This window comes from Neobacillus bataviensis, from assembly GCF_019969725.1.
The window spans coordinates 14,846-28,187 of record NZ_JAHXYW010000010.1; the positions used below are offsets into that span (position 1 = coordinate 14,846).

A 13,342-nucleotide genomic window follows, 5' to 3' on the forward strand; every position below is an offset into this window, starting at 1 on the left:
TTTCACTCCCAACTATATACTTCTTTACCTTTTATAAAAGTGCGGACAGCCCGTACGGTTAAATCGAGAGGATGCTTATTCCATAGGACAAAATCGGCAAATAATCCTTTTTGAATACTTCCGGTAAGCTGATCAATCATCAGCAGCTTGGCCGCATCACGTGTCAAACCGTTTAAAATTACTTTTTCAGGAACACCGGCTTTTAGTGCTAAAGCTGCTTCCAATTGCAGATGCGTGACGGAACTTACTGGGTGATCGGTCGCAAAGGTAAATGGAACCTCCTGCTTGAATAGGGCGGAATATAAGGACGGATCTAAATGTTGTAATTCCCCTCGTTCTATTGGTTGAAAGCAAGGCCCGGCTATGACTGAAAGTTGATGATCCTTCGTAAGGCTTGTTACGAGTGGATATTCCGTCGCATGGACCAAAATAATTGGAAGCCTAAACTCATCAGCAATACGAATGGCCGTGGCAATGTCATCTGTACGATGGGCACGAATAAAAATGAGCACTTCCTGTAGATTGGCGGTGCTTTGTAAATTCTTTAATGCCGTTCTGATTTTTTGTGCAATCCCCATTCGAGTGAGGGGGGATTTGGTTTTCTCCCAAAAGGAATTTTTCGGAATATCTCCCATCGAAAAGCTATAGCCTAGATTTTTATTAAGGAGCATTTCATCAACTGTTTTTCCGGAGGTGTGAATGACGGACGTTTTCGCCCCAACCACAGATTCTGGGGCAGAAACAATGTGGGCCGCTGTTACACCGGAAGCAACGGCGTCTTTAAAGGCATTATCAAATGGGTAAATGCCGTCTATTACCTGCAGCTCGCAGCCATTTTCTTCATGAGGTTCATACCCATCATTTCCTTCCCAGCGAATGCCAATCTCCTTTAATCCAATTTGAGAACATGTATCAATTAATCCGGGTGTTAAATAGAAACCAGTAGCATCAATCAAGTGATGTGCAGGAAAGTCTTCATTAGGTGACAGAATCGCATTTATTTTCTCGTTTTCGATTAAGACGGTTTGCTTGCTGAAATCACCGGTATCATGATCATAGACGTTTGCATTTTTAATGGCGGTAATGGCCATTATTCATTACCTTCTTTCAAGTGGGAATAGAAGAAAAGTAGAGATAGGGTATCTCTACTTTTCAAAAAGAACCTATGGTTGGACTTCAACTTATTGCTTAATCCAGACGTTCGTTCCGTTTGGATTTACAATCTGAACGGAGAAGTCTGGAGAAACATCAAAGCCTTGTACCTTTTTGTTAATACCTGCTGTTGCATCTAGATTATCAAGCTCGATTCGCGGTACGTCTTTTAAAATGATTTCAAGTGCCTGCTGGTAGAGTTTGGCTCTTTCATTTTGATCCACTGTTTCTGAAACAGCTCGATCTAAAAGTGTATCTACCTCAGGATTTGAGTAGCCCTTTCCGTTTCCAAGTGCACCGATTTGCTTAGTGGAGAACAATTGATATAGGAAGAAATATGGATCCGGATACCAAGTCCAGCCGCCAATTGACATTGGTGCATTTCCTTTTGAAACCGTGTCACTATAAGTTCCCCATTCAACAACTTTCAGTTCAACATCAATATTTAGGTTTTTTTTCATTTGGTTTTGGAAAATGGTTCCGTATGGAACACGCGCTTCTGAAAGATAGAGCTCTGTTTTAAAGCCCTTAGAATAGCCAGCTTCTTCTAAAAGTTTTTTCGCTGCTTTCGGATCATATGCTGGTGTAAGCTTTTCTAAGTCTTTGCTGTAGCCCCATGATTTTTTTGGCAGTGCCATAAAGGATTTTTCCGCACCGCCCCATTTGTTAACACCTTTAACGATTTCCTCCACATTTGTTGCCTTATAAATGGCTTCACGAACCTTTGGATCGGCAGTTGGCCCTTTTTTGTTATTAAGATCTAAGTAGGTTAATGAAAGGGCAGGCTTTGAAAGCAATTCAAGCTTTTCATCCTGTTTCACTAATTCACGGTTTTGCCCTTTAATATCCATCGCCACATCAACATCGCCAGAGCGTAAGGCGTTGGTCATCATGTTTGGTTCAGGTACAATTTTGAATGTTAATCCGTCTAGATGAGGTTTTTCTCCCCAATATTTATCAAAGCGAGTAAGCTTAACCTCAGAATCCTTAGCCCAGCTATCCATTTTGAAAGGACCCGTTCCAACTAAGTGGCTTCCAAACTCTTCGCCCCACCCTTCGACTTCCTCTTTAGGCACGATCACATTTCCGGCATCTGTCAGCATTGGTAATAATGCAGCATTCGGCTTTGTTAAATAAATAGCAACCTCATTTTCTCCGGTAACTACCACTTTTTCTACACCGTTTAATCGGTTCATAGCCGATTCTTTCGCAGAGCGTTCAAGGCTGTACTTTACATCCTCAGCCGTCATTTTTCGTCCGTCTTGATATTTACCGGGTTGGAAAGAAACATCATCACGTAATGAAAAGGTGTAAACCTTCCCATCATCAGATACTTTCCACTCTTTTGCTAGAGAAGGTAAAAATTCACTTAATTCTTTGTTATACACGACTAGTGTATTTGCAACAGAAAGCATAACTTGTGATTCATAGACCCCCGTATATTTAATTGGATCTAATGTTTTTGGATTGGCGGAAAGTCCAACCTTCAATACACCACCATCTTGCGGCTTACCGGTTGCAGCCGGTTTTTCCGTATTAGATGGTTTGGTAGAACTTGAATTACTTCCTGAAGAACAGGCACTTAAAAGTAGAACAAGAGAGGCAATGACCAATACCATCCAACGACCTAAACTCTTCCTTTTCATACGACAACTCCCCCTATTGATTCACATTGTGAATCGGTATTTCAAATATTGAATTTAGAAATAAATTTATCATACAAAGAAAGTCTAGTAAACAAGTTTTTTAAATTTTTTAAAAATATTATCTTATTCGATTATTCCGTATTTACAATTAAATTTCGTGATGCTACACTTAACTCTAGTTCACATACTGAATCAGTGTTTCAAATATTGATGAATAAAAAGGGAGGTAACAATGGGGAAGTATATTATTAGAAGACTATTTGATCTTCTGCCAACCATTTTAGTCGTAGCAGTCATCGTTTTTATCATTACCCGGCTGATTCCCGGTGATCCTGCAAGTGTCATGCTTGGACCGCAGGCAAGTGTTGAGGACATTGAGGCATTAAGGGAACAGCTTGGATTAAATGACCCTTTATATGTTCAATTTTTTCATTATATTGGAGACCTGCTCCGCGGGAACTTTGGTGTTTCGCTTACTTATAATGAACCCATTGTCCAATTAATTTTGGAGCGTTTTCCAAATACTCTAGTTTTAGCGATAAGCGCACTAATTATCGCCTTTATGATTGGTGTCCCAGCAGGTATCATTTCGGCTTCTAAACAGAACTCTCTTTTAGACTATACCGTTATGCTTGTTTCTTTAATCGGGGTATCGATGCCAATCTTTTGGCTTGGGGTTATGCTGGTGCTTTACTTTAGTGTCAATCTTGGCTGGTTTCCAGCAACGGGCATGGGGGCAATGGAGGATGGACTGATTCCTTATTTAAAGCATCTAATCCTTCCGAGTATTACACTCGCAACCATTCCGATGGCAACCTTTGCCCGGATTACACGGTCAAGTATGCTGGAGGTCATATCGCAGGATTACATTAAAACAGCTCGTTCTAAAGGCTTGAGTGAGTTTTGGGTCATCTGCAAGCATGCATTTAAAAATGCCCTTACACCATTATTAACGGTACTGGGCATGCAAATTTCTATGATGCTTGGCGGCGCAGTTTTAACTGAAACGATTTTCAGTTGGCCAGGTATGGGACGATTGATCGTTGACGCGATTGAAAAGCGGGATTTTATTGTTGTTCAAGGGACCGTTTTATTTATAGCTGCCATTTTTGTCCTTGTGAATTTGTTTGTAGATGTTATGTACAAAGTGGTAAATCCAAGAGTGAATTATTCTTCCAATAAAGGGGGGAGCAACTAATGTCGGCTGTACAACCTTCAATTAGCACAACCAATCCAAAAGGTAAGAAAATGAAAAAAGAAGCAGGCTTATTCAAAAAGCTAATTCGCAATCGTTTGGCGGCGATTGGATTGAGTATTACGTTATTTATGACCATCATCGCCTTATTCGCACCGTGGATTGCTCCCTTTCCTCCTAATCAAATGGATGTGGTCAATTCACTCGTAACACCAGGTACCGCGGGCCATCTATTAGGAACGGATAACTATGGAAGGGATTTGTTTAGCCGCCTTGTGTATGGGGCGAGAATTTCCTTAATTGTCGGCATATCTGCCGTTGTCTTTGGTGCCTTCTTTGGAACGTTACTTGGTTTAGTTTCAGGCTATTTCGGCGGACGGCTGGATGCGATCATTATGAGAACAATGGATGGATTGTTCGCTTTTCCATTTATCTTACTAGCGATCACCTTAATGACCGTTTTAGGTCAGGGTCTTGTGAATGTCATCATCGCGATTGGAATTGCCAATATTCCGGGATTTGCCAGGATCGTGCGCGGGCAAGTGCTCAGTGTGAAAGAAGAGGAATTCATTGAAGTCACTCGATCATTGGGTGCGACGAACAGCCGCATTATTTTCCAACATGTCCTGCCAAACTGTTTAGCCCCATTAATTGTTTATGGAACGATGAGCGTGGCTGGTGCGATTATTTCTGAAGCGGCTCTTAGCTTTTTAGGATTAGGTGTGCAGCCGCCAACGGCCTCATGGGGAAGTATTCTAAAAGATGGTAAAGACTTTTTAGTGTTAAGTCCACACATGGCCACTTTTTCAGGGTTAGCGATTTTGTTTACCGTTCTTGGGATTAACTTATTTGGAGACGGCTTACGGGATGCGTTGGATCCAAAAATGAAAGTGTAGAAGCTGGAGGTGTTTGCATGGCCGATTTTTTACTAAAAGTAGAGGACTTGGAAGTGCATTTTCGTTCTTCGTCTTCTGTTGTTAAAGCAGTAAATGGTGTTAGTTTTACTTTAAATAAAAAAGAGACCCTCGGCATTGTCGGCGAGTCCGGTTCAGGAAAAAGTGTGACAGCAACCGCATTGCTTCGTCTGATTCCAAGCCCCCCTGGAAAGATTGCTGGAGGGAAGATGTTGTTTGAGGGGAAAGATTTACTTTCTTTATCGGAAAAAGAAATGCGTTCTGTCAGAGGGAATGAAATCTCCATGATTTTCCAAGATCCGATGACAAGTTTGAATCCTGTCTTTACGGTTGGCGACCAAATTATGGAGTCGATTCGCACTCATCGAAAGATGTCAAAAAAGGAAGCAAAAAAGGCAGCGATCGATATGCTGAAGCTGGTGGGGATCCCGGAATCCGAAAAAAGAATCGATATGTATCCACACGAATTTTCCGGAGGTATGAGGCAGCGGGTTATGATTGCGATTGCCCTTGCCTGTAATCCGAAGTTGTTAATTGCCGATGAGCCAACAACTGCATTGGATGTAACGGTACAGGCGCAAATTCTTGATTTAATGAGGCATCTGCAGAATACCATCGACACTTCTATTATTATGATTACCCATGATTTAGGCGTAGTTTGGGAAATGTGTGATAAGGTCATTGTCATGTATGCAGGGAATACCGTGGAATCTGGCAGTGTGAAAGCTATTTTTGATAATCCGCTACACCCCTATACTTGGGGATTACTTGATTCACAGATTACGAGTGATATTGCGAATGAAGAGAAGCTCTCGGCTATTCCCGGAACCCCGCCAGATTTACGTCAGGAGATTAAGGGCTGCCATTTTGCCGATCGTTGCCCATATGCACAGGATATTTGTTTTTCTGCTCGGCCGAATTTAATAGAAGTAGAGGAAGGCCATTTTACTTCCTGCCATTTCCAAACCAAAGAGAGTCAGCTTACGAGAAAGGAGAAGGCGTATCATGGCTGAAGCGATTATTAAGGTGGAAAATTTAAAAAAGCATTTTCCGATTCAGGATCCGCTCCCTTTCAAAAAATCAAAGCTAAGTGTGAAAGCGGTTGATGGTGTCAGTTTCGAGGTTTTCCGTGGTGAAACACTTGGAATTGTCGGGGAATCAGGTTGTGGGAAATCCACAATGGCCCGGTTAATCAACCAATTGATCCGTCCGTCTGATGGAAAGGTTGTTTTTAAAGGTCAGGATTTAGCTTCGATGGGGACGAAAGAAATCCGTGCTTCCCGGAAATCAATTCAAATGGTGTTTCAGAATCCATATGCCTCATTGGATCCGCGAAAAACAATTAAACAATTAATTGCCGAGCCTTTAGAAATTCATAAAGTGGGCGATCCCCTTTCACGGAAAACGCGCGTTCAGGAATTATTAGAAGTGGTTGGTTTAAGCAGCTATCATGCTGACCGTTACCCGCATGAATTTTCAGGAGGACAGCGTCAGCGGATTAATATCGCCCGAGCCCTTGCTTTAAATCCAGATGTGATTATATGCGATGAACCTGTCTCTGCCTTGGATGTATCCGTTCAGGCACAGGTTATTAATCTCTTAAAAGATTTACAAAAGAAATTCGACTTAACCTATATTTTTATTTCACATGATTTAAATGTGGTCAGATATATGTGTGACAGAATTGCCGTCATGTATTTAGGAAAAATCGTCGAAATCGGGACTTTTGCTGAAATCTATGAAACTCCGCTTCATCCGTATACAAAGGCATTGCTGTCAGCTATTCCAAAGGAAAGTCCCTATGATAAAAGAGAAAGAATTTTATTAAAAGGGGATGTACCTAGTCCCGTTAATCCGCCGGCAGGATGTCATTTCCATCAACGATGTCCTTATGCGATGGATATTTGCAAAACGGCAAGACCAGAGCTTAAACAACATGAAGCCAAGCAGCGTGTTGCCTGTCATCTTATTGAATCTTAATTTGGAGGGAATATGAAATGTCATTGAAACATGTTACGGAAGTATTAGAAATTATGGATAGTATTCATGCAACCGGAGAGGATGTAAAAAGCTACCTCGAAGGGATCTCAAATCTTGGGAAGATTTCGATTGAAACAGTGGAGGGAAAAGCAGGTTCAACTGATTTTATTAAAGTTGTAATTCCTGGTGAAAATGGAAAGTTTAACGGGGGAAATGCACCAACACTTGGAGTAATCGGACGTTTAGGCGGAATTGGTGCTCGTCCTGAGGTTAAAGGCTTTGTTTCTGACGGGGATGGAGCATTATCCTGTATGGCGGCTGCCGCGAAGCTTCTCGATATGAGCGGAAAGGGTGACCGCCTTAATGGGGATATCATTTTAACGACACATATTTGCCCAACAGCGCCAACCTTGCCGCATGATCCTGTTCCGTTTATGGATTCACCCGTGGACATCTTTGCGATGAATCAGCACGAAGTGACGGAAGAAATGGATGCGATTCTTTCAATTGATACAACAAAAGGCAATATGATTACCAACCATAAAGGGTTTGCGATTACACCAACTGTTAAAGAGGGCTATGTATTAAAAATCAGCCAGGATTTATTACATGTGTATACTCAATCGGCAGGCCGTCTTCCCGTTACGCTGCCGATTACAACACAAGATATTACCCCATATGGAAACGGGGTTTACCATGTAAATAGTATTCTTCAGCCTGCGGTTGCAACGAAAAGTCCAGTTGTTGGGATTGCTATTACGACGGAAACGGCGGTTGCCGGCTGCGGCACTGGGGCAACACACCCAATGGATGTGGAACAGGTTGTCCGCTATGTGATTGAGGTGGCCAAACTTTTTGGCGAAAATAAGTGTTCCTTCTATGATGAAGCCGAATTTGCCCGCCTCGAGCAGTTATATGGAAAAATGACGCATTTACAAACAAAAGGAAATCAGGTGACTGCGGGATGAGTGATCTAACAGCCTTAAAACAAAGATTGATCGATGAAGTGGAAGCACATAAAGATGAGTTGATTGAGCTATGTGGTTCGTTAATTAAAATCCCTAGTGAAAATCCCCCAGGGGACTCTACTGAAATTTCTCAGTTTATCACGGATTATCTTCAGCAATATGGACTCGAAACAGCATGGCACGAATCAAGCGAGAAAATGTTTAATTTAATTTCTAGTATCGGAATTGAAAAGGGGAAAGAATTAATCTACTGTGGACACACGGATGTCGTTCCTGCAGGTGATTTGTCCAAATGGGATTTTAATCCTTTCTCCGGGGAAGTAAAGGACGGCTGGATGCTGGGCAGAGGTGCTAGTGATATGAAAGCGGGTCTTGCCGGATTAATTTTTGTCTTTGCATTATTAAAACGGTTAGATGTAGAGCTCCCAGGAAAACTAACGTTGGCGATTGTGCCGGATGAAGAAACGGGCGGGGAATTTGGTGTCCCGTGGCTGCTCGAAAAGAAATTGATTAAAGGGGACGGTGCATTAATTGCAGAACCATCTTCACGGTTGAATCCGACCATCGGCCAAAAAGGTTCTTACTGGTTCGAGCTTGAAGTATTCGGCGAACCTGGCCATGGCAGTCTGTCACCGCTCGCTGGAAATAACGCCATTACCGATGCGATTGCTGCGATTGAAAAAATAAGAACGCTTTGGGATCTGAAAATTGATATTCCAGAAGAGGTTCAGGGTTTAATTGACGTCTCCAAACGGTATATGCGGGAAGTTGAAAAAGAACGTGAAAAGTTCCAGCCAGTACTTGAAAAAGTTACAGTCAATATTGGTACCATTCAAGGGGGAACGAAATCAAATGTGATTCCTGAAAGCTGTAAGGTTCAAGTAGATTGCCGTTTACCATTTGGGATTACTCGTGATGAAGTTACTTCTTATTTGCAGAAACACCTTGATGAATTAGGAATCCGCTATGAAATTCGGCCATTTGGATTTAGAAGTCATGCCAACTATACCAGTGCTGAGGATCCGGTTTGCAAGGCCATTGTTGATAATATTACTTTCGTCACTGGTGAAGAAGCTTATGGTGTCATGCAATGGGCGAGCAGTGATGCCCGGCACTTCCGGGATTATCACATTCCAGTATTACAATACGGTCCTGCCTATTTACCTACGATCCATGGATACAATGAAAGAGTTCGCGTTGAAGATATCGTTCGTTGTGCAAAGGTATATATAGCAGCGGTTATTGATTTTCTTTATGAAAAATAATTCAGATAAAGGCGGCTTTTTTGCATGAAGCTGTCCAGGCTTTTTGTTGCAGTTATACTTTTTAACTTTTACTCCCTTTAAAGTTAGAGGATAACTGCATATTAATGTAATTACTATTGCATTTTTCAAATTTTAATTATCTAATTGAAATAGGTGTTTTGTAATGGTAAGGGGGAGTTAATTCTACATGTTAAAAACCTTAGATTTAGCACTTAAGGTACTAATGATGTTTACAAAGGAAAGACCAGTTTGGGGAGGAAGAGAATTAGCAAATGAGCTTGGCTTGAATCATACCAATATTTATCGGATTCTCGAAACCTTAGAAAAAAATAGATTTATTTCAAAAGATAAAGAGACAAAAAAATATTCATTAGGTTATGCTACATGGGAATTAGGAATGATTATGTATGAAGGCCTAAATGTAAATAAATTAATTCACCCCATACTTGAACGATTAAGGGATAAAACGGGAGAATCCATTTTTCTTACTATATTGGATCGGGATGAAGCTGTTACACTTGATGTAGTAGAACCAGAGAATAAGGTAAAGTTTTCCGTTTCTGCAGGAAGCAGGTCTCCATTATATGTGGGTGCTTCTTATCGTACCATCCTAGCATACATGCCGGATGAGTTCATTGAATCGGTGATTGAACGTGGTTTGGTGAAATACACAAAAACGACGATGACAGACCCAGAGGAACTTCGATCTGAATTAGAAAGAATAAAGGAACAAGGCTGGGCGCAAAGCCAGGGAGAGTATACCGCTGATGTTATTGCTGTAGCCGTACCGGTTTTTGATAAAGGCGAGATACTTGGATCGCTAACGGTATCCGGTCCCATTTACCGAATGTTTGACGAGAAAATCCAGGAATACCTTCCTCTTTTAAAAGAGACAAGAGACGAGGTAAGCGCTGTCATCCAACGATATCAATTGAAATTGAAAGTATAACATCTTGGAGGAAGAAAAATGCAGGGTATGATAGAAGTTACAAAATCAATATTGCAACATAATTTAAACGTTAAGGAAAATGAGCATATCCTCATTGTGACGGATCTGGAATCTTGCGAAATTGCTGATGTGTTTTATCAAGCAGGTACTAGTTTGGGAAATGAAACCATCGTAATGAAAATGGTTACGAGAACGAAGTCTGGAGAAGAACCTCCACAACCAGTTACCGAAGCCATGAAGTCTGCCGAGGTTGTGCTTTGCATTACAAAGCATTCTCTTACTCATACAAAGGCTAGAAAAGAAGCATCATCTCGAGGGGCACGTGTGGCTACTATGCCAGGAATTACTATGGATATGCTTCAAGAAGGGGCGATTACGGCAGATTATTTAGAAGTAGAGCAGTTAACCGGTATCTATTGTGATCTCCTGGAATCTGGCGAAAGAGTGACCATCGAGAAGGGACATACGAAATTATCGTTTTCGATCAAAGGAAGAAAGGGTATTCCGAGCACAGGAATTTTTCGAGAAAAAGGGGAGTCTGGAAATCTCCCTTCAGGTGAAAGTTATATTGCTCCGATTGAAGATTCCGCAAATGGAACAATTCTGGTAGATGGGTCGATAGCAGGAATCGGAGTTGTGAGCGAACCTGTTATGTTAACTGTTGAAAACGGAAGGTTAGTAGATGCTACAGGTACAGAAGGAAAACAATTACTTCAAATACTTGGCGATGGCAACGGCAGAATCATTGCGGAATTCGGCATTGGCACCAATAAAAAAGCACGATTAACCGGCAACGTCTTGGAAGATGAGAAAGTCTACGGAACCGTGCACATCGCCTTCGGCAGCAACAAGCCGTTTGGTGGTACAAATGAAGCAGGTGTACATATCGATTGTGTTATAAAAGATCCTATTGTCACTATTGATGACAAGGAATTATCGTTATAAATCAAGGAGAATGATTTCAAGTAGTTGATTGAAGGAACAAAGCAATGAAAGAATTTGGCCGTCTTTTCATTCGCTAATTGAGGTTCGTCATTTTTATTTATTGATGGAGAGACAAGAAAACGAGAGGCATTCCCTCTCGTTTTCTTTATGATAATAGTGGAATTCTGCTTTGATATTGCTCTACCAGCCTATTGTTATGTTCATCAGATCCATCAATATTGCCGCTTAAGAAGATCGGCGGTTCATGGCCATTGTCGGCCATTATTTTAATCGCTTCGGCGAAAATCGCATTTAGGATGACTGCACCAACAACAGTTGAAGTCGGAGCAAACGGAACGGCAACCTTTTCATACGATAAAGCGGCATCGCCTTTTGGAGCATGGTTGTCGATGACTAAGTCCACGGAATTGTAGAGATGGCGTCCGCTTTTATGCCTAGAAGGCTGGCTTTGGGAATATTCCAGTGAAGTGATCCCGATGACAAATGCCCCTTGTTTGCTTGCTTCTTGGGCAACATCTACTGGAACAGGGTTACGTCCGGAAGTGGATAAAACGAAAACCACATCCTCAGGACGGATATCCTGTTCTTTTAAAAATCCTTCAGCCAGGTCATTCTGTCTTTCAAGCTGGGAGGAACGAAGGGCTCCTTCGTGCAGCATTAACGGTTCCACGAGGATGGGCTTGATCGGAACAAGGCCGCCGGCACGGTAGAAGACTTCTTCTGTTAATATATGTGAGTGACCGCAGCCAAACAGCTGAACAATTCCTCCATTTTGGATAGCCTCTGCCACTTTTTCAGCCGCTTTCTTGAGATATTCCTTTTCACTGTTCTCCACTTGCTCGATTTTTTCTTTTGCTTTTGCGAAATATTGTGTAAGCACTTTTGATCAGCTCCTGACTAAATTTATAATTTTAGCAACTTCTTCTGGAATAGTCCGTCCTGTAGTTTTATCAACGGCAGATCCGAAGATATGCGGCATAAAGACTGGGATTCCCGTCTCACGAACCCCATTCACAATCGAAACGATATTATCAGCAGAGATTCCGCCAGCTGGTTCAATCGCGGTTATTCCTTTTTCAGCCGCAACCCGGCATAAATAGATAAGTTCTTCTAGATGAGTGGTGCCTTTTAATGGCATGAATTTAATGGAGTTGATTTCCATCGAAAGCGCCAAATCAACGAGATTCTCTACCTTCATCTCCATCCCGGCCACCTTCACATATCCAACCTTGCCGGCAGGGGAGACAAGTCCGTTGATTGCCTGATTGAGCCCTTTTGCTTTTAAATAACCGGACGAATAGCTTGATTTTTCAAAGGGCTGGTTAATGTGACCGGGGTCTGAACCTTCAGCAATTGCCAATACCTTGCCCCAGTTTGCAGGATTTCCATTATCCCCTAAACCGATGCTGACCACAGGGGCAGCCTCTTTTAATTCCTTGACCTTTTTAATCCCATCCTCAATACTTTCAAAGTCGGAAGAAACGATTCCTGGAACGATATAGCCGTCACCTGCTTCGATGATGGCAGCCGCATTATCTTTATCTTTTGCCAAAAAATTAAACAGCAAAAAGTCGTCCATTTTTTTAAGCTTTGTTAAGTCCATCTTTTGCACCTTCTATAAGTTTAATCATGTTTTCAATTGCCACTTCGATGATTTTCTCCCCTTTTTCTTTCGTGGCAAGGGTTGCGTCTCCAAGTACAGCGGAGCTTGTAAATTCCTCCCAAGGAGTAGGGGTAATATCCGCACTCATTGGGATATTTGGAACATCCGATATGGCCTTTGACATATCTACGTACTCTTCCGCTAAATACAGCATATAGGAGGTCTCAATTTCACAGGCATGGAAGTAGCTCGTATGTGAGGATACCGTTTCACGAACCTCATCTGTTGCCTTTTTGACACCTGGATAAAAGAGGTAAAGAATTTTATAGTTTGGATATTGGCTGTAGAGCTTGCGTGCTGCTTCCTTCATCGCGACGGCATTTCCGAGATGGCCATTAATCATTGCAAACACTCGGAAGCCTTGCTCATAAAGGCTCACTCCAATATCGACTATAAAGCTAATTAAGGATTCATTGCTAATATTGATGCTTCCAGGGAAATTTTTCAGACTCCAAACCTGGCCATAGGGTAAGGTTGGTAAAACAAATGCGCCTGTTTTTTCTGCTACCCGTTCAGAAAGTCTTTCGGCTAAGTAATTATCGGTTCCAAGGGGAAGATGCGGACCATGTGCTTCAACAGCTCCAATAGGTAAGATGGCCACCTTGCTATTTAGGATCTTCTCTTTTACTTCAAAGGAATTTTCATTTTGAAAAATCATGGTGCAC

General features: G+C 41.8%; 13 protein-coding genes. 8 read left to right on the top strand and 5 right to left on the bottom strand.

The window, feature by feature from the left end; genetic code table 11:
• Nucleotides 1-2 precede the first annotated feature (2 nt).
• Together LC455_RS21675 and LC455_RS21680 are read right to left on the bottom strand one after the other, a co-directional pair.
• Entirely contained in the window at nt 3-1,091 is a 1,089-nt protein-coding gene (locus tag LC455_RS21675) for an amidohydrolase family protein (RefSeq protein ID WP_223593880.1), read from the bottom strand.
• A gap of 90 nt (nt 1,092-1,181) precedes the next feature.
• Nucleotides 1,182-2,798, bottom strand: a complete 1,617-nt coding sequence (locus tag LC455_RS21680; protein ID WP_223593882.1) for an ABC transporter substrate-binding protein — start codon at nt 2,796-2,798, stop codon at nt 1,182-1,184.
• Nucleotides 2,799-3,030: 232 nt separating this feature from the next.
• On the opposite strand from LC455_RS21680, the gene LC455_RS21685 reads away from it, so the two are divergent.
• From LC455_RS21685 to LC455_RS21720, 8 genes are all read left to right on the top strand, one after another.
• Nucleotides 3,031-3,996 carry an ABC transporter permease gene (locus LC455_RS21685; RefSeq protein WP_223593884.1) on the top strand — a complete coding sequence of 322 codons (966 nt, stop codon included), beginning with the start codon at nt 3,031-3,033 and terminating at the stop codon, nt 3,994-3,996.
• Nucleotides 3,997-4,046: 50 nt separating this feature from the next.
• Nucleotides 4,047-4,889 carry an ABC transporter permease gene (locus LC455_RS21690; protein ID WP_317851469.1) on the top strand — a complete coding sequence of 281 codons (843 nt, stop codon included), beginning with the start codon at nt 4,047-4,049 and terminating at the stop codon, nt 4,887-4,889.
• 17 nt (nt 4,890-4,906) lie between these two features.
• A complete protein-coding gene (locus LC455_RS21695; protein ID WP_223593887.1) occupies nt 4,907-5,920 on the top strand; it encodes an ABC transporter ATP-binding protein in 1,014 nt (337 codons plus the stop codon).
• Nucleotides 5,913-6,887 carry an ABC transporter ATP-binding protein gene (locus LC455_RS21700; RefSeq protein WP_223593888.1) on the top strand — a complete coding sequence of 325 codons (975 nt, stop codon included), beginning with the start codon at nt 5,913-5,915 and terminating at the stop codon, nt 6,885-6,887. Before LC455_RS21695 ends, LC455_RS21700 begins: the two co-directional genes overlap by 8 nt.
• A gap of 17 nt (nt 6,888-6,904) precedes the next feature.
• Nucleotides 6,905-7,855, top strand: coding sequence for a DUF1177 domain-containing protein (locus LC455_RS21705; RefSeq protein ID WP_223593889.1), 951 nt, complete (start codon nt 6,905-6,907; stop codon nt 7,853-7,855).
• A complete protein-coding gene (locus LC455_RS21710; RefSeq protein ID WP_223593890.1) occupies nt 7,852-9,120 on the top strand; it encodes a M20 family metallopeptidase in 1,269 nt (422 codons plus the stop codon). Before LC455_RS21705 ends, LC455_RS21710 begins: the two co-directional genes overlap by 4 nt.
• 187 nt (nt 9,121-9,307) lie before the next feature.
• Entirely contained in the window at nt 9,308-10,069 is a 762-nt protein-coding gene (locus tag LC455_RS21715) for an IclR family transcriptional regulator (RefSeq protein WP_223593891.1), read from the top strand.
• Between the two features lie 18 nt (nt 10,070-10,087).
• Nucleotides 10,088-11,014: an aminopeptidase gene (locus tag LC455_RS21720; protein WP_223593892.1), complete on the top strand. Its 927-nt coding sequence runs from the start codon at nt 10,088-10,090 to the stop codon at nt 11,012-11,014.
• Nucleotides 11,015-11,159: 145 nt separating this feature from the next.
• Here LC455_RS21720 and LC455_RS21725 read toward each other — a convergent pair whose 3' ends face one another.
• Genes LC455_RS21725 through LC455_RS21735 form a run of 3 tightly spaced genes read right to left on the bottom strand, consistent with a single transcriptional unit; the run spans nt 11,160 to nt 13,335 of the window.
• Nucleotides 11,160-11,894, bottom strand: coding sequence for an SIS domain-containing protein (locus LC455_RS21725; protein ID WP_223593893.1), 735 nt, complete (start codon nt 11,892-11,894; stop codon nt 11,160-11,162).
• A gap of 6 nt (nt 11,895-11,900) precedes the next feature.
• Entirely contained in the window at nt 11,901-12,626 is a 726-nt protein-coding gene (locus LC455_RS21730; protein WP_440446417.1) for a KDGP aldolase, read from the bottom strand.
• On the bottom strand, nt 12,598-13,335 hold the full coding sequence (locus tag LC455_RS21735; protein ID WP_223593895.1) for a creatininase family protein: 738 nt from the start codon (nt 13,333-13,335) through the stop codon (nt 12,598-12,600). The genes LC455_RS21730 and LC455_RS21735 overlap by 29 nt, the downstream gene beginning before the upstream one ends.
• Nucleotides 13,336-13,342: the final 7 nt, after the last annotated feature.

Coding starts and splice junctions, on each gene's coding strand:
- LC455_RS21675 (WP_223593880.1), bottom strand. CDS start 1,091: ATGGCCATTACCGCCATTAAAAATGCAAACGTCTATGATCATGATACC.
- LC455_RS21680 (WP_223593882.1), bottom strand. CDS start 2,798: ATGAAAAGGAAGAGTTTAGGTCGTTGGATGGTATTGGTCATTGCCTCT.
- LC455_RS21685 (WP_223593884.1), top strand. CDS start 3,031: ATGGGGAAGTATATTATTAGAAGACTATTTGATCTTCTGCCAACCATT.
- LC455_RS21690 (WP_317851469.1), top strand. CDS start 4,047: ATGAAAAAAGAAGCAGGCTTATTCAAAAAGCTAATTCGCAATCGTTTG.
- LC455_RS21695 (WP_223593887.1), top strand. CDS start 4,907: ATGGCCGATTTTTTACTAAAAGTAGAGGACTTGGAAGTGCATTTTCGT.
- LC455_RS21700 (WP_223593888.1), top strand. CDS start 5,913: ATGGCTGAAGCGATTATTAAGGTGGAAAATTTAAAAAAGCATTTTCCG.
- LC455_RS21705 (WP_223593889.1), top strand. CDS start 6,905: ATGTCATTGAAACATGTTACGGAAGTATTAGAAATTATGGATAGTATT.
- LC455_RS21710 (WP_223593890.1), top strand. CDS start 7,852: ATGAGTGATCTAACAGCCTTAAAACAAAGATTGATCGATGAAGTGGAA.
- LC455_RS21715 (WP_223593891.1), top strand. CDS start 9,308: ATGTTAAAAACCTTAGATTTAGCACTTAAGGTACTAATGATGTTTACA.
- LC455_RS21720 (WP_223593892.1), top strand. CDS start 10,088: ATGCAGGGTATGATAGAAGTTACAAAATCAATATTGCAACATAATTTA.
- LC455_RS21735 (WP_223593895.1), bottom strand. CDS start 13,335: ATGATTTTTCAAAATGAAAATTCCTTTGAAGTAAAAGAGAAGATCCTA.